Source organism: Micropruina glycogenica (assembly GCF_900289045.1).
Taxonomy (GTDB): domain Bacteria; phylum Actinomycetota; class Actinomycetes; order Propionibacteriales; family Propionibacteriaceae; genus Micropruina; species Micropruina glycogenica.
In genome coordinates this window covers 2,822,117-2,837,329 of sequence record NZ_LT985188.1, presented here as the reverse complement: position 1 = coordinate 2,837,329, position 15,213 = coordinate 2,822,117, and the positions used below count along the sequence as shown (strand labels likewise).

At 69.0% G+C, this 15,213-nt stretch carries 11 protein-coding genes and 2 tRNA genes; 7 read left to right on the top strand and 6 right to left on the bottom strand.

Going from position 1 to position 15,213, the window contains the following annotated elements:
• Nucleotides 1-108 precede the first annotated feature (108 nt).
• From MPLG2_RS13305 to MPLG2_RS13295, 3 genes are all read left to right on the top strand, one after another.
• The gene (locus tag MPLG2_RS13305) at nt 109-1,977 is read left to right on the top strand and encodes an ABC transporter transmembrane domain-containing protein (RefSeq protein ID WP_105186544.1); all 1,869 of its coding nucleotides are present in this window, start codon (nt 109-111) and stop codon (nt 1,975-1,977) included.
• Nucleotides 1,967-3,889, top strand: a complete 1,923-nt coding sequence (locus MPLG2_RS13300) for an ABC transporter ATP-binding protein (protein ID WP_105186543.1) — start codon at nt 1,967-1,969, stop codon at nt 3,887-3,889. The genes MPLG2_RS13305 and MPLG2_RS13300 overlap by 11 nt, the downstream gene beginning before the upstream one ends.
• Before the next feature lie 184 nt (nt 3,890-4,073).
• Nucleotides 4,074-4,439, top strand: a complete 366-nt coding sequence (locus MPLG2_RS13295; protein WP_105186542.1) for a DUF2750 domain-containing protein — start codon at nt 4,074-4,076, stop codon at nt 4,437-4,439.
• Between the two features lie 156 nt (nt 4,440-4,595).
• Here MPLG2_RS13295 and MPLG2_RS13290 read toward each other — a convergent pair whose 3' ends face one another.
• Complete coding sequence (locus MPLG2_RS13290; RefSeq protein ID WP_105186541.1) at nt 4,596-5,570, bottom strand: NAD(P)H-quinone oxidoreductase; 975 nt, start codon at nt 5,568-5,570, stop codon at nt 4,596-4,598.
• A gap of 57 nt (nt 5,571-5,627) precedes the next feature.
• Between MPLG2_RS13290 and MPLG2_RS13285 the strand changes: the two genes are divergently transcribed.
• Together MPLG2_RS13285 and MPLG2_RS13280 are read left to right on the top strand one after the other, a co-directional pair.
• Nucleotides 5,628-5,712, top strand: a tRNA-Ser gene (locus MPLG2_RS13285).
• A 34-nt stretch (nt 5,713-5,746) separates the two neighbouring features.
• Nucleotides 5,747-6,160, top strand: a complete 414-nt coding sequence (locus MPLG2_RS13280) for a hypothetical protein (RefSeq protein WP_105186540.1) — start codon at nt 5,747-5,749, stop codon at nt 6,158-6,160.
• A gap of 83 nt (nt 6,161-6,243) precedes the next feature.
• On the opposite strand, the gene MPLG2_RS13275 is transcribed toward MPLG2_RS13280, so the two are convergent.
• A complete protein-coding gene (locus tag MPLG2_RS13275) occupies nt 6,244-7,836 on the bottom strand; it encodes an LCP family protein (protein WP_105186539.1) in 1,593 nt (530 codons plus the stop codon).
• Between the two features lie 155 nt (nt 7,837-7,991).
• On the opposite strand from MPLG2_RS13275, the gene MPLG2_RS13270 reads away from it, so the two are divergent.
• Nucleotides 7,992-8,081, top strand: a tRNA-Ser gene (locus tag MPLG2_RS13270).
• A 537-nt stretch (nt 8,082-8,618) separates the two neighbouring features.
• Here the strand turns inward: MPLG2_RS13270 and MPLG2_RS19065 are convergent.
• On the bottom strand, nt 8,619-9,377 hold the full coding sequence (locus MPLG2_RS19065; RefSeq protein ID WP_197709946.1) for a DUF6803 family protein: 759 nt from the start codon (nt 9,375-9,377) through the stop codon (nt 8,619-8,621).
• A 208-nt stretch (nt 9,378-9,585) separates the two neighbouring features.
• On the opposite strand from MPLG2_RS19065, the gene MPLG2_RS13260 reads away from it, so the two are divergent.
• The gene (locus tag MPLG2_RS13260) at nt 9,586-11,538 is read left to right on the top strand and encodes a heavy metal translocating P-type ATPase (protein ID WP_231935657.1); all 1,953 of its coding nucleotides are present in this window, start codon (nt 9,586-9,588) and stop codon (nt 11,536-11,538) included.
• On the opposite strand, the gene MPLG2_RS13255 is transcribed toward MPLG2_RS13260, so the two are convergent.
• From MPLG2_RS13255 to MPLG2_RS13245, 3 genes are all read right to left on the bottom strand, one after another.
• Complete coding sequence (locus MPLG2_RS13255) at nt 11,535-12,983, bottom strand: multicopper oxidase family protein (protein WP_105187673.1); 1,449 nt, start codon at nt 12,981-12,983, stop codon at nt 11,535-11,537. The two genes, MPLG2_RS13260 and MPLG2_RS13255, sit on opposite strands and share 4 nt — an antisense overlap.
• A gap of 65 nt (nt 12,984-13,048) precedes the next feature.
• Nucleotides 13,049-14,194 (bottom strand): sensor histidine kinase, encoded by a 1,146-nt coding sequence (locus tag MPLG2_RS13250; RefSeq protein ID WP_197709945.1) that lies wholly within the window; start codon nt 14,192-14,194, stop codon nt 13,049-13,051.
• Nucleotides 14,185-14,892 (bottom strand): response regulator transcription factor, encoded by a 708-nt coding sequence (locus tag MPLG2_RS13245; RefSeq protein ID WP_105187671.1) that lies wholly within the window; start codon nt 14,890-14,892, stop codon nt 14,185-14,187. Before MPLG2_RS13245 ends, MPLG2_RS13250 begins: the two co-directional genes overlap by 10 nt.
• Between the last annotated feature and the right edge of the window lie 321 nt (nt 14,893-15,213).

Sequence of the window (15,213 nt, the reverse complement as noted above, 5' to 3'; positions counted from 1 at the left end):
CCTGTTCGCCCATGATGCCCCGCGAACGCCCGACTGAGTCACTGACCCGCCGGTGCGCTGTCGCAGCCGGTCGACAACGACAGCCCGCGAGCGTAACGTTGGAAGGCTATGCACGATTTCCCACCGCGGATCGACGCCTACACGCGCGCCGAAACCGCCAGGCCGGACACGCGCAGCCCAGCACGATTTCTGCTGTGGACGCTGCGCGTGCAGTCCGACGTGCTCGCAGCATTCGCCGCCGCCAGCCTGGCGTGGTTTCTACCCAGCGCGTTGAGCCCGTTCTTGCTGGGGCGAACGATCGACGCCGGCATCTTGGTGGGTGACTGGGGTGCCACGGCCCTGTGGGCGTCGCTGCTCACCGTGGTGATTCTGATCGGCGCGGCCAGCGGAATCGTGATGCACACCTACGCGGTGCGCGGCTGGCTGATCTCGCTGTACGGCACCCAGAAGCTCGTCACCCGCAAGTCGGTGCAACTCGGGCACGTGCTCAACCGGCGCATGCCGACCGGCGAGGTGCTGAGCATTTCGTCGTCCGACTCAGACATCTTCGGTGCCACGTTCGAGGTGGTCGCCCGAGCGATCGGCGCGCTGGGCGCGTTCGCCGTGGTCGCGGCCCTGATGCTCAGCACGTCCGGGCCTCTCGGGCTGGTGGTGCTGCTGGTGGCGCCGATAATGGTGGCCGCGGCGACGCCGGTGCTTCGTCCGCTCAACAGGGCCCAGACCGCTGAGCGCACCCAGAACGGTGAGCTCACCTCGATGGCGGCCGACATCGTGGCCGGGCTGCGCATTCTGCGCGGCATCGGCGGCGAGAAGACCTTCGGCGACAACTACGCCACCCAATCGCAGCGGGTGCGGCGACTCGGCGTGACGGCCGGCACCTGGCAGGCGGTTGTCGAGACCCTGTCGGTGCTGCTGTCGGGCCTGCTGCTGGTGATTCTGGTGTGGCTCGGCTCGCACGAAATGATGGCCGGACGGCTCACCCTGGGCCAGCTGATCAGCTTCGTCGGCTATGCGATCTTCATGGTCTGGCCGCTGCAGACCATGTTCGAGGTGGCGCAGAAATGGGTGCGCGGGCTGGTGTCGGCGCGCAAGACCATCGCACTGCTGAACGCCGAACTGCCCTGGGTCGACGGCAGCCGCGACGTGTCGCCGCGGCCACGGCTGGTCGACGAGCGCTCGGGCGTCAGCGTCGAGCCGGGGGAGTTTCTGGTGGTGGTGAGCACCGACCCCGACGAGTCGGCCGCGCTGGCCGATCGCCTGGGACGCTACCTTCCGACCGATACCGGCCGGCATTTCGACGAGTCGGAGGAGGACGACGACCTGAAGGGCCGTGCCGCTCGGCTGGCGCGCGCCGAGAAGGAGCGCCGCAGAGCAGAGGCCGCTCGCCTCGACGCCGAGACGGCCACCGCGCCCTGGGGCGTCACCGCCGACGGGCTCGACTACCAGCACTACCGCATGGCGTCGTTGCGCGAGCGGGTGCTCGTCTCGGACGCCGGCAGCCAGCTGTTCGCCGGCACCTTTCAGCAGGCCGTCGACCCGCTGGGCGTGCACAGCCGTGAGCAGGCCGAAGGCGCGCTCTGGACGGCCGCCGCCGAAGACGTCTTCGACGGACTGCCCCACGGCTGGGCCAGCCGGGTGGACGAGAAGGGTCGCGGACTGTCCGGCGGCCAGCGGCAGCGGGTGGTGCTGGCCCGGGCGCTGTTGGCCGACCCCGAGGTGCTGGTGCTGGTCGAGCCCACCTCGGCGGTCGACGCCCACACCGAAGAGGCGATCGCCGGCCGGCTGGCCGACCATCGCCGCGGGCGCACGACCGTGGTGATGACCGGGTCGCCGCTGCTGGTGCACCGCGCCGACCGGGTGGCGTTTCTGGCCGACGGACGGCTGCAGGCCAGCGGCACCCACGAGTACCTGATTCGCAACCACCCCGGCTACCGGGCCGTGATCAACCGAGGAATGGAGGACGACGATGAGCACTGACCAACTCGCCACGTCCGCCTCCACCTGGTCGGACGCCCCCAACCGGGTCGAGTTGCCACCCGATCTGGCGTACCCGCTGCCGGGCCTGCCGGCCCTGGCGCACCGGTTCAGGCTGCGCCAAGACATCGCCGAGGCATTCTTCGCGGCGTCCCGCAACCCCGAGCAGGGGCTGCCGGTGGCGCACAACTCCAAGGCCTTCGCCTTCGTGGGTTCGTTGCTGTCGACCCGGCGCTGGCTGCTGGCCGCCGTGATCGCGTTCAACGTGCTGGCGGCGACCGCCGGCCTGATCGTGCCCCGCATGCTTGGCGACCTGGTCGACCAGGTCGCGGCCGGCAACACCCCACTGGCGGCCGTCGACGCGATCATTCTGGGCGTGGCCGGAGTCGTGGTGCTGCAGTCGCTGCTCACCTTCGCAGCCCGCCGGGCGTCCGCCGTGTTCGGTTACGACATGCTGGCCGCCGCCCGCGAGGCGATCGTTCGCACCGTGCTGCGGCTGCCCCTGGGCCGGGTCGAGTCGGCCAGCTCGGGTGACCTGCTGACCCGCATCACCTCGGACGTGTCGAAGATGAGCGAGTCGGTGCGCTGGGCGTTCCCGCAACTGGTGATGTCGCTGGTGATCGTCGTGCTCACCCTGGTGGCGATGGTGCTGAACTCGTGGTTCTTGGCCTTGCCGCTGGCGATCTCGATCACGGTGCTGGTCACCGTCACCCGGGTCTACCTGCGCCGCGCCATGCCCGGCTACATCACCGAATCGGGCACCTACTCGCGCATCAACTCGTCGATGACCGAAACGGTCGAGGGGGCGCGCACCATCGAGGCGCTGGGCCTGCAAGACCGTCGTATTGACATCGGCGAGGGCGACATCGACGTGAGCAACCAGGCCGAGCGCTACACCATGACGCTGCGCAACCTGCTGTTCATCTTTCTCGATGCGAGCTTCCAGTTGCCGCTGGTGGCCGTGGTGGTGCTGGGCACCTGGGGGTACGCCAACGGCTGGGTGACGATCGGACAGATCACCACGGCGGCGATCTACGTGCAGTTGCTGGTCGATCCGCTCGACCGCCTGATTCAGGTGGCCGACCGGCTGCAGATCGGCCTGGCGGCGACCACGCGTCTGCTGGGCATCGCCGACGTGCCGCAGGACCGGGTGCCGGGTGAGGCTCGTCCGGCGGATCAGCACCTGGTGGGCCACGACCTGCGCTTCGCCTACCGCGAGGGCCGCGACGTGCTGCACGGCGTCGACCTCGACCTGCAGCCCGGGGAACGGCTGGCGGTGGTGGGGCCGTCCGGGTCGGGCAAGTCGACGCTGGGCCGGCTGCTGGCAGGCATCAACGGGCCGCGCACCGGTGAGGTCGAGGTCGGCGGGGTGCAACTGATGACCCTGCCGCTGGAGTTGCTGCGCACCGAGGTGGCGCTGGTCACGCAAGAGCACCACGTGTTCGTCGGCACCGTGCGCGACAACATCGTGCTGGCGCGCGATCAGCAGTTGACCCCCGAGCAGGGTGATGCCGCGGTGCTGGCCGCCCTGCGCGCGGTGGACGCCATCGACTGGGTGCAGAAGCTGCCGCACGGCCTCGACACCGTGCTCGGCCATGGGCGCACCCAGCTCACTCCGGCGCAGGCGCAGCAGGTGGCGCTGGCCCGGTTGGTGGTGGCCGACCCGCACACGCTGGTGCTCGACGAGGCCACGTCGTTGATCGACCCGCGCACCGCGCGTCATCTCGAGGGGTCGATGGCCGCTCTGCTGGCTGGACGCACGGTGGTGGCGATCGCGCACCGGCTGCACACCGCGCACGACGCCGACCGCATCGCGGTGGTCATCGACGGCCGCATCGCCGAGTTGGGCTCGCACCAGGAACTGCTGGACGCCGGCGGCGAGTACGCCCGGCTGTGGCACACCTGGCGCAGCTGAAGTGGCGTGAGTTGGGGACGGTTCCCAACTCACGCCAATCTCCGAGTGGCGCGAGTTAGGAACCGTCCCTAGCTCGCGCCACGCGTGACGGTTCGCTGCCGCCGGGCGAGCCTGTCGAGACCCCTCTACCGCGGTCTCGACGAGCTCGACCAGCAGGATCGGTGGTATCTGCGAAGATGCTGCGATGTCGACCAGCGCAGCCCAGGCCTCGGCGTTCTTCGCCGAGGTGATTCGCAACCAGCAGGTGTTCACCGTCGCCGACGACGGCGGAGTTCCCGCACCCAAGAACCGGCACGGGGTACGTGCGATGCCGTTCTGGTCGTTGAAGAGCCGGGCCCAGAAGGTGGTCGACACGGTGCCCGCATATCGCGACTTCGAGCTCGAACCGGTCAGCCTCGTGGACTTCCGCGACGCCTGGTTGCCCGATCTGGAGAGCAACGGGTTTCTGGTCGGCGTGAACTGGTCGGGCAAGGGAGCGTCCGGCTACGACCTCAGCCCGGCCGACGTGCTGGCCGGGCTCGCCGCGGCAGAAACGGCGTCACAGCACTGAGCACGCCGGGGAACGGGGCGGTCTCAAGGGGTCAAGGCAGTCCTTTTCTCTGTGTGCCGCCCACGTAACTGCCTTTGTGACACGTCGCTGCCCGCACGCAGGCAGTTACGTGTCACAAGGGCAGTCACGTTGCTGGAGCCGGCAGCCGTTTCGCGGTCACGACCAGGTGAGCACCAGTTTGCCCACCGCGTCGCCCGAGGCGAGGTGCTCGTGTGCGGCCCGGACGCTGCCGGCCGGGAAGCGCGTCTCCCACGCGGGCTTGATGCGGCCCGCGGAGAACATGGGCCAGACCGTTCGTTGCACCTCGACGCAGATGGCCGCCTTCTGTTCCAGCGGACGTCCGCGCAGGCTGGTTGCCGTCACCAACCCCCGCTTGGCCAGCAGTTTCGACAGGTCGAGGGTGCCCTTGCGGCCACCCTGCAGGCCGATCACCACCAGCCGTCCGTCGTCGGCGAGCGCGTCGATGTTCGAATCGAGGTACGCAGCACCCATCACGTCGAGAATCACGTCAGCGCCGCGTGCCGCGGTGGCGCCGAGCAGCGCCCCCAACCAGTCGTCGTGGTAGTCGAAGGCCGCTTCGGCGCCGAGGTCGCGGCACAGGGCGAGTTTGTCGGCCGTACCTGCTGTGGCGAACACCCGCGCACCCAGGGCCGCCGCGTACTGAATGGCGAACGTGCCTATGCCGCCGGTGCCGCCGTGCACCAGAAACGTCTCGCCAGGCGCCAGGGAAACCCGGGTCAGGTTGGACGCCACCGTGGCCGCGACTTCGATCACCCCGGCAGCGGTGACCAGATCGACCCCTTCTGGTGGCCGGACGACCTGACCCGCCGGCACCGCGACCAGTTCGGCGTAGCCGCCACCGGCCAGCAGGGCCACGCAGGGCTCACCGACCTGCCAGCCCTCGACACCCGAGCCGATGGAGTGGATGTGGCCGGCCACCTCGAGTCCGATGATGTCGGACGCCCCGTCGGGCGGCGGGTAGTGGCCCTGCCTCTGCAGCAGGTCGGCCCGGTTGACCCCCGAAGCCAGCACGGCGATCACCACCTCGCCCGGCCCCGCCACCGGGTCGGGCACCTCGGCCAGTTGCAGCACCTCGGGCCCGCCGAAACCGTCCGTCACGATCGCTCGCATGGCCCAAGCCTGGCACGTGTCACGAGTGTCGGCGACAACCACTACGATGTGAGGCCGGGCGAGGTCGCATAGTGGACTAGTGCAGCCGCCTTGAAAGCGGCCGAGTGGAAACGCTCCGTGGGTTCGAATCCCACCCTCGCCGCGTGTCGTCCCGCGTTCATGTGCTTACTCCACCCATGCCGCTGCGCGCCGTCGGCCTCGCCGCATTGCTCGCCGTTGCCGGTGCCGGCCTGATCGTGGCCGGCTCGGCGGCCCGGCTGCCCGTCGCGCTATCGATCGTCGGTTGGATTCTGTTGGCCGGCGCGGTCGGGCTGTGCATCGTGGCCGCCACCACGTGGCGCAAGATGCGGGTGCGGGTCGCACTCACCGACGACGGGTATGTGATCGACGGCCCCGACGCCCACGAAGAGGGCCGGTGGGAAGACGTGACCAAGCTCACCCAGTCGCCCACCACCCTGGTGATTCACCACGGCCCCGACCACCGGGTGCGGCTGGTCAGCCAGCGCGGGGTCACCGCCGAGCTGATTCACCTGACCGGCGACCTGGTGCGCCGGCTCGATGCGAGCCGCGGCTACAGCAGCCAACTCTGAGTGGCCCTGATCTCGTCGGTCGAGGCCCTACCAACGGTCTCGACAAGCTCGACCAGCGAGCAGAGTTCGACCAGCGAGAAGGGTCAGTCCTTGACCGGATGGTAGGCGCAGGAGTCGCTCAGGTCGTCCGTCTTGCCGGCCTTCGTCGACTTCTTGGTCGGCTCGGCGCTCGTCGACTCCGTGGCGGACGGGCTGGCCGACGCCGTCGCCGTCTTGTTGCTCCCGGCCTTGTCGGCCTCTTTCAGAGCCTGCTGCACGCGGCGCTGCACGGCCGCCCACGGCGGGTTGGCGCTGACCCAGCCGACCACACCCGGCTGGAACACCACGCTGTGCAGGTTGGTGCCCTTGACCTTCATGGCCAGGTCGATCAGGGCCGGCAGCTTGCTGCGCGGAATGTCGGTCGAGATGGTCTTCGTGCTGGCCGACGCGATCTTCTCGAAGTTTGCCAGCACAACCTCCGGCTTGGCCTGCTGCACCACGGCGTTGATCACGCAGCGCTGACGCTCCATGCGGCTGTAATCCGAGCCCTTCACGTGGTAGCGGCCGCGGGCGTACCAGAGCGCGTACCGGCCGTTCATGTGCTGGTTCGGCCCGGGCTCGATCCACTCCTTCGGCGGAATGTTCTCGCTGGTCTTGCCGCCCATCGGAATGCGGTAGTTCACGTTCAGGGTGATGCCGCCCAGCGCGTTGATGAACGACTTGAAGCCGTCCATGTTGATGATCACGTAGTAGTCGGCCTTGCCCAGGCCCAGCGCCTCGCCGACGCCGATCTTCATCACCTCTGCGCCGACGTTCTTCACGTTCGCGCCGAGGGCGCCCTTGGCCAGGCGCGGCGGAACGTTGTTGTACATGGCGTTGAGAAAGTATTCGGCGTTGTTACCGCTGACGCCGTCGTAGAACCCGTTGGGGTAGAGGTCGTGCAGCACCGAGCCCTTCGGGAAGGGGATTCTGCTCGTCTGCCGGGGCAGTGAGAACAGCGTGGCCGCGCCGCTGCGGGTGTCGATGGACGCCATCATCACGGCATCGGCGCGCAGGCCGAGGCTGGGGTCGCGGTTGGTGCCCGAGTCGCCGCCGATCACCAGCACGTTGATGCGGTCTTTGCCGTTCCAGGGGTCGGCGCTGGCGGTCGAGCCCGGGGTGGCGGACGTGGTGGAGGCCGGGTCGGTGGAGTCGTCGTTGAAGAGTGAACCCAGCGTCACCGCGGCGGTGTGGGAGTATTCGGCGCCCACGGCGAGCGGAGTGGCGACGGCCAGCGACAGCACGAGCACCAGCGCACCGCCGAGTCCACGCTGCAGGCCCGTGGGGCGCACCGGACGCAGCGCCAAGTGCGTGGTGGCGATCACCACGACCCAGAGCACCGCCAGGGCGATCATGCCGATGGCGACGCCGTTGAGCACGTCGACGTTGGTGGCGAGCGTGAAGATGCGGGCGCGTCCGCCGGTGGCCAGGTACGCCACGGTGATGATCAGCGGGGCGAACAGGCCCATCACGATGGATCCGGCCACCTTGCGTCCGGCGTGCCACAGGCCGAGTCCAGGAAGCAGGGTGCCGAGCACCGTCCACAACACTGCCCAGCGGAACCGGCCGTGACCGGCGACCCGCCGGGGGTTGTCGACAGGGTCGGCGACGGGCGCGTCGTCCGCTGGTTCGGACGAGGCGCGTTTGGGCTCGGACATGTGTGATTCCTCGGGTTTTCGTTTTGAGACACACCGAGTGTAGTAGTTGACTCCACTAGTAGGGTGGTCTGCCCTCGTGGGGCACTCGAGAGTGTGTCGCCACGGCCCGCTTTGCCGGGGTCGCGGAGCCTCTAGTACGCTCAGTAGTCGGCCGAGGAGGTGTCGCCTAGTCCGGTCTATGGCGCCCGCCTGCTAAGCGGGTTTCGGGGTTAACCCGATCGCGAGTTCAAATCTCGCCACCTCCGCTCTGACAAGGGGAAACGCCCTTCCCGAGGGTGACTCGGGAGGGGCGTTTTCGGGCCGTGGTCTCAGTTGTGGTCTCAACTCCAGTCTCAGTTGGCTGCCCAAACCTGTTCGAATACGGCCCCTTGCGCGGACAGCGGCGAACGTCGGTGAACGGAGTTGGACGGCGGTCAGCAGGAAGTCCAGCAGGCATCCCGCCTCGAAAGCGGGCAGCGCCGAACCTGCGCTCGAATGCCTCTTGACAAGCGTAGATGTGATAGCGACACCAACGTGTGCTGCGACGGCGGCTGCGTCAGGCTGCTGACGCCTGAGGCGGTGCGGCTGTCGAAACATCCGCACCCCCGGCTTCTGAACGCGGCCCGGTCGGCGCCAGTTGGTCGCGGTCCCGGTGCCCGGGATGGTCGCGATGTGGCATGGCCGAATCGCGGCGCCGTTCGGCTGTGACTGGTGGTTGATATCGGCGGCCAGTGGAGCGTCAGTTTGCGTGGTGGGCCAAGCACACTTACAAGAAGCCCGGGCCGAGACCCGTGTAGCGTGGGTCAGTGCTGGTGGGTCATTTGGTAGCCGAGGATGGCCGGGTCGAGCATTCCGAAGATCATGGCGACGTGGGCGACGACGAGGAAGATCGCGATGAGGATTGCGTGCAGCTTGAGCGCTCTGCCTTCACCGGTGCCGATGACGCCGAGTTCGACGAGGGTGATGCCGGCGAGCGGGATTACGCCGGAGAGGTAGAACAGCACCGCGATGACGTCGGCGGGGCCGCGCCAGCTACCGGTCAGGGTGAGCGGGATGACGGCGTTGACCAGTAGGTGCAGGAAGATGGAGACCATGACGGGGCCGGCCAGGAGCCCGGCGACGCGGCTGGTGGTGCGCACCCAGGCGGGCGTGGCGTCGCGCATGTACAGGATGGCGAGTTCGGTGATGGCGAGGGTCTCGGCGAGCACGACCGGGATGGCCATGAAGATGATCAGGTTTCGGGGCTGGTGGACGGCGAGGAGTTCCATGTAGTGGGTCATGTTCATGCTCATCGTCATGCCCATGTCGTTGGCGACGAGGCTCGGGCCCAACAGGGCGGTAAGGGTGACGACTGCGGTGAGCGCGAGGACGGCCGCTGCGACGCCGGGGTTCGGCAGTGTCGGCGAGGCGGTGGGGGGCGGGTGGTAGTCATCGAGGGTCCTCGGTTCGGTGGATCGGCGGGTCCCTTCAAGGGTCGCGTGCCTCATATGGTCGGCCCGGCCGGTTTCGATGAAGTTTCGATGAAGTTCGTCGGGTGCGGCCGCTGCGGGGAATGGGGACATCGGCGTGCGCGTTGCCCATATACCCCCAGGGGGTATCTGCAAAGGGAGGCTTTTCATGACTGAGCATGAGTCCTTGCATGGCGCGAGGAGAAGCGTTGGGACGGTTCGGGTGTCACCGGGCAGCGGGACGTCAGCCGATCTGGCCGAGGGTGTGCCGGGTCGTGGGGCGCATGGCCACGACGGTCACGCCGGTGGGCCTGGGGGCCATGTGGAACGGTTCCGGCGGCTGTTCTGGGGGTCGCTGGTGTTGACGGTGCCGGTGGTGGTGTTGTCGCCGATGTTCGCGTTGTTGCTGGGCTACGAGCTGCCGACAGGCGGTGTGGTGGTCTGGGTGCCGCCGGTGTTGGGCACCGTACTGTTCGTGTGGGGCGGTTCCCCGTTCCTGGGGGGTGCGGTCAGCGAGCTGCGGGCGAGGCGTCCGGGGATGATGCTGCTGATCGGATTGGCGATCACGGTGGCGTTCGTGGCGAGCTGGGGCGCCACTCTTGGCCTGCTCAGCCATTCGTTGGAGTTCTGGTGGGAGCTGGCGCTGCTGATCGTGATCATGCTGCTTGGTCACTGGCTGGAGATGCGGTCACTTGCCCGGACCACGAGCGCTCTGGACTCGCTGGCCGCGCTCTTGCCCGACACCGCAGAGGTGGTGCGTGGCGAGGCGGTGGAGCTGATCGCGCCGTCGGAGCTTGTGGTCGGCGACTTCGTTCTGGTCCGTCCCGGTGGCCGGGTGCCGGCGGACGGACGGATCATCGAGGGCGAGGCGGACCTGGACGAATCGATGGTCACCGGGGAGTCGCGCCCGGTGCATCGCGCCTCGGGTGACCTGGTGACCGCGGGCACGGTGAGCACCGACTCGGGCCTGCGCGTCGAGGTCACGGCAACCGGCGACGACACCGTCCTGGCCGGCATCCGCCGATTGGTCGAGCAGGCCCAAAGTTCCAGCTCTCGTGCGCAGCGGCTCGCTGACCGGGCTGCGGGGTGGCTGTTCTGGTTCGCGCTGATCGCCGCGGCGGCGACCGGTGTGGTGTGGATCTTGCTCGGTCAGCCCGACCAGGCTGTCGCCCGGGTGATCACCGTTCTGGTGATCGCCTGTCCGCACGCCCTCGGGCTGGCGATCCCGTTGGTGGTGGCGATCGCGACCGAGCGGTCGGCCCGTGCCGGGGTGCTGGTGAAGGACCGGCTGGCACTGGAGCGGATGCGGACCGTCACCACGGTCGTGTTCGACAAGACCGGAACCCTCACCAGGGGCCGGCCGGCGCTGGTTGCGGTGGACCCCGTGCCGGGGACGGAAGCCACCGCCGACCAGGTTCTGGCTTTCGCCGCGGCGGCGGAGGCCGACAGCGAGCACCCGCTGGCCCGGGCGATCGTGCAGGCGGCCGCTGAGCGCGAACTGAAGGTTGCGGCGGCTACCGGTTTCACCTCCCAGCCGGCGCTCGGTGTGACCGCCAGAGTCGATGGCGTGGAGGTGGCCGTCGGCGGGCCACGGCTGCTCGCCGAACGCGCCCTGATCGACCCTGCCCCGATTGCCGCGACGGGCGTGACCCGGCTGTTCGTCCTGCGCGACGGCGTGCTGGTGGGTGCGCTCAGCCTGGCTGACGAGATCCGGCCCGAGTCGGCGCAGGCGGTCGCCGCTTTGCATCGTCGGGGCATCCGGGTGGCCATGATCACCGGCGACGCCCAGTCCGTGGCCGACGAGGTGGGGGCCGAGCTCGGTGTGGACAGGGTGCTTGCCGAGGTCCGTCCCGACGACAAGGCCGCGCGTGTCGCCGAGTTGCAGTCAGCCGGAGAACGGGTGGCGATGGTCGGCGACGGCGTGAACGATGCGCCGGCGTTGGCGCAGGCCGACGTGGGTCTCGCGATCGGCGCGGGAACCGATGTGGCGATCGCCTCGGCCGGGGTGATCCTGGCCGGTGACGACCCCCGCACGGTGGTGTCGGTGATCGAGCTGTCCAGGGCGAGCTACCGCAAGATGCTGCAGAATCTGTGGTGGGCGGCCGGCTACAACCTGGTCGCGGTTCCGCTGGCCGCCGGCCTGCTGGTGCCGTTCGGGGTCAGCCTGCCGATGGAACTTGGTGCGGTACTGATGTCGGCCTCGACGATCGTGGTCGCCGCGAACGCCCAGTTGTTGCGCTGGCTCGACCTACGCCCGGATCGGCTCGGTGTCTAGTACTGAAGGCTGGTCATCATGCCGATCTCGGCGTGGTAGATGTTGTGGCAGTGGTAGGCCCAGGTTCCGGGGTTGTCGGCCTGCAGGTCGGCGGTGACGGTCTGCATCGGCAGCACCAGCACCGTGTCTTTGCGGAGGCCGCCGTTGCCCGGAAGGGACCAGGTGTGGCCGTGAATGTGCATCGGGTGGGCCATCATCGTCTCGTTGGCCATCTGTAGCCGGACCCGGGAACCGTTCGTCGTGCGGATCGGGGTGTCGGAGCCGAACACGGTGCCGTTCATTCCCCAGGCGTAGGGCTGCATCTGGCCGTTCAGGGTGACCTGCTCGACCTGGTCGGGCTGCTGCTCCTGCAGCCGGGCCGTCTCGCTGGGCGTCAGGGCGGCCAGCAGCAGCGGGTCGGTGTCCAGCTCGGCCGGACGCACGGTCGCCGCGGGCGCTCCACCGGAGCCGGTACGAACCAGGATCAGACCCTGCCCGGTCTTGCCTTCGGCGGCCGCGACCAGCGGGAACACCCCGTCGGCGAGGCTGACCAGCACATCGACCCGTTCCCCTTGGGCCACGTACAGGGCACGGGTCTCGACCGGCTGCACCGGGTAGCCGTCGGTGTGGGTGACAGTCATCACATGCCCGCCGAGCGCCACCCGGAACAGGGTGTCGGCGGCGGCGTTGATGATCCGTACCCGGACCGTGTGTCCCGGTTTGGCGGTGAGGGTGCGGGGTGCGGTCGGGATGCGGCCGTTGATCAGGTAGTGGGGGTAGCGGATGTCGCCCACATCCCCCAGGGGTGAGGATCCCATGCCGCGCATGCCGGACATGTCGTGGGACATGCCTTTGCTGATCGTGCCGTTCTGAGCCTTGAACTCGGCGAGGATGTCGTCGGGACTTGTGCCGACACCGTCGGTCCAGTCATCCAGCAGCAGCACCCATTCGGCGTCGTAGCCGCCCGGCTCGGCCGGGTCGTCGATGATCAGCGGCGCGTACAGGCCGCGGTCGATCTGGACGCCGCTGTGCGGGTGGAAGAAGTAGCTGCCCGGGTCGGGCGCCCGGAAGGTGTAGGTGAAGCTGCCGCCGGGCCCGATCGGGTCCTGGGTGAGGCCGGGTACGCCGTCGGCGGCGTTGTGCAGCCGGATACCGTGCCAGTGCACGCTGGTCTCCACCGGCAGGGTGTTCTCCACGCGCACGGCCAGCACGTCACCGGCCTTGGCACGGATCTCCTTGCCGGGCAGCACCCCGCCGTACAGCCAGGTGGTGGCGGTGACGCCGCCCAGGTCGACCCGGTCGACGCCGACCCGCAGCGTGGCCTGCACCGCCGGCGTCCCCAGCGAGGGCGTCGGCGGCGCAGTGATCGGCGTCGTGGCCCTCGGCCGGGTCGTCGTGCAGGCGCTGAGCAGCGTGGCGCCACCGAGCCCCAGCCCGGTGGACAGCACCTGGCGGCGCGAGAACATGGTCGGCAACACGGAACCCCTTCGGTGTCGGTTCCTTCAGCCTGCACCGGCAACGATCGCCATCCCTAGCGCGTTTGGTGAAGATTCGCTGTAGTTTCTCTCGCCAGCCGGGGCAGCCGCACGGTGAAGGCGGCGCCGGCACCCGGCCCCCCGCTGATCGCAGTCACATCCCCGCCGTGGGCGCGGGCGATCGCGCGGGCAATCGCCAGGCCAATCCCGGTGCCGCCATGGTCGCGGTCCCGCGCCGAGTCAGCGCGGTAGAACCGTTCGAAGATGCGGGCCAGGTGCTCCTCGGCGATCCCCTCCCCGGTGTCGCTGATCACGAGGTGCACCGCTTCGGAATCGGCGTCCACGCTCACCCTGACCCCGCCGCCGGTCGGGGTGTGCCGCAGGGCGTTGGACAGCAGATTGTCCAGCACCTGCCCGATCCGCACCGGGTCGGCGTCGATCACCGGGTCCGGATCGATGCCCGGACCCAGGACCAGGTTCACGCCCTTGCGGTCATAGCCATCCCGAGCGGCCAGGACCGCCGTCGCGGCGAGGTCGTGGGCGCCGACCGGGCGCCGCGCAAGGTCGAGTCGCCCCTCCTCCGCCGCCGATACCTGCCCCACATCGTCGGCCAGCCGCGAGATCCGTCCGATCTGGTCCGACAGGATCTGCCACGCCTCCGGTCCGGGTTCGATGGCGCCGTCCTCCAAGCTCTCCACGCACATCGCCATGCTGGCCAACGGGGTGCGGACCTCGTGGGCGAGGTCGCTCAGTAGCCGGCGCCTGGTCGCCTCGACGCCGGCAAGCCGTCCGGCCATCGTGTTGAAACTGTCCGCCAGGGTGGCCAGTTCCCGGGAGTCGGGGCGCTCGACGCGGAGGTTGAAGTCGCCCTCCGAAATGCGGACGGCCGCGGCGCCGAGGTCATCCAGCGACCGGCGCAGCCGCCGACTGATCAGCACGCTCACCATAACGGCGCCGGTCGCGCCGATAGCCAACCCGATACCCAGAGCGAGGGTGCCGGCGACGCTGAACGCCTCCTGTGAGTGCGCCAGCACGTCGGGACTGTTGTGCCCAGCCTGATGCATGTGCGCCTCGAACAGCGGCGGCCCCACAATCGCAGCCACCACGAGCATGGTCAGCGCCGACGCCACCGCCACCCCGATCTGGGCGACCAACAGTCGGGTGGTCAGGCTGCCCGGTCGCCGCTGGGTGCTCACCGACACGGGCCCATCCGGTAGCCGACCCCGCGAACCGTCTCCACAAACACCGCCGGCGACTCCCGGGCGAGCTTGCGCCGCACATGCAGCACGTGCACATCGACCAAATGCTCGTCACCCACCCAGTCCTCGCCCCACACCGCATCCACCACCTGGCGGCGGGTGAACGCCACCCTGGGACGCGCCGAGAGGACATTGAGCAGGTCGAACTCGGTCCGGGTCACCTCGACCTCGACGGCATCCACAAACACCCTGCGTCCGTCCGGCTCGATCCGCAGCAAACCGATCGTGCGCGCCAGCTCCTCCACGACCCGATCCGCCCTAGGTCGACGCAGCAACACCTGCACCCGGGCGACCAGCTCGCGGGCGCTGAACGGCTTGGTCATGTAATCGTCGGCGCCGCTGGACAGCCCGATCAGCTTGTCGATCTCCTCGTTGCGGGCGGTCAGCATGATGATGTAGCAGTCCGAGTGCCGGCGGATCTCCCGACACACTTCCAGCCCGTCCCTGCCCGGCAGCCCCAAATCCAGCACCACCACGTCCGGCCGCTCCGCCAGCGCCCGCTCTACCGCCATATCGCCGTCAAAGGCCGTAGAGGTCCGGAACCCGGCCCGCTGCAGATAGTTGGCCACCAAACCGGCCAACACCGTCTCGTCATCCACCACAAGGACGTGGGCCGCGGCGGCGGCCAGGTTCGGGCTCATGCCCGCAATGATGCCCTCGCCCGCGGCGCTCACCCGAGCTTGCGCCGCAGACCCACATCGCTTCTCATGAAAGTTCGGGGACGACCGCATGTGGGGCGCAGGCTGGCACATGTCGAAATCCCGAAGAGAGACCCCAGCCACGATGAATTAGGGTCTCGATTCTCAGGCGGAGGGGAGGCCACCGATGTCGATGCGCGACCCCGCGGAGGCCAGTCCCGCTGGGCCCCCGCAGCGCGGCGGCAGCCACACCCATCACTGATCCCGTCAACGGAGAACTCTGCCCAGCTCGGGTAGCGGGCGATCCGTTTGACATCTCCTGCT

What these genes read in the sequence shown, in the direction of transcription:
- MPLG2_RS13305 (WP_105186544.1), top strand. Translation starts at nt 109, where the DNA reads ATGCACGATTTCCCACCGCGGATCGACGCCTACACGCGCGCCGAAACC.
- MPLG2_RS13300 (WP_105186543.1), top strand. Translation starts at nt 1,967, where the DNA reads ATGAGCACTGACCAACTCGCCACGTCCGCCTCCACCTGGTCGGACGCC.
- MPLG2_RS13295 (WP_105186542.1), top strand. Translation starts at nt 4,074, where the DNA reads ATGTCGACCAGCGCAGCCCAGGCCTCGGCGTTCTTCGCCGAGGTGATT.
- MPLG2_RS13290 (WP_105186541.1), bottom strand. Translation starts at nt 5,570, where the DNA reads ATGCGAGCGATCGTGACGGACGGTTTCGGCGGGCCCGAGGTGCTGCAA.
- MPLG2_RS13280 (WP_105186540.1), top strand. Translation starts at nt 5,747, where the DNA reads ATGCCGCTGCGCGCCGTCGGCCTCGCCGCATTGCTCGCCGTTGCCGGT.
- MPLG2_RS13275 (WP_105186539.1), bottom strand. Translation starts at nt 7,836, where the DNA reads ATGTCCGAGCCCAAACGCGCCTCGTCCGAACCAGCGGACGACGCGCCC.
- MPLG2_RS19065 (WP_197709946.1), bottom strand. Translation starts at nt 9,377, where the DNA reads ATGTCCCCATTCCCCGCAGCGGCCGCACCCGACGAACTTCATCGAAAC.
- MPLG2_RS13255 (WP_105187673.1), bottom strand. Translation starts at nt 12,983, where the DNA reads ATGTTCTCGCGCCGCCAGGTGCTGTCCACCGGGCTGGGGCTCGGTGGC.
- MPLG2_RS13245 (WP_105187671.1), bottom strand. Translation starts at nt 14,892, where the DNA reads ATGAGCCCGAACCTGGCCGCCGCCGCGGCCCACGTCCTTGTGGTGGAT.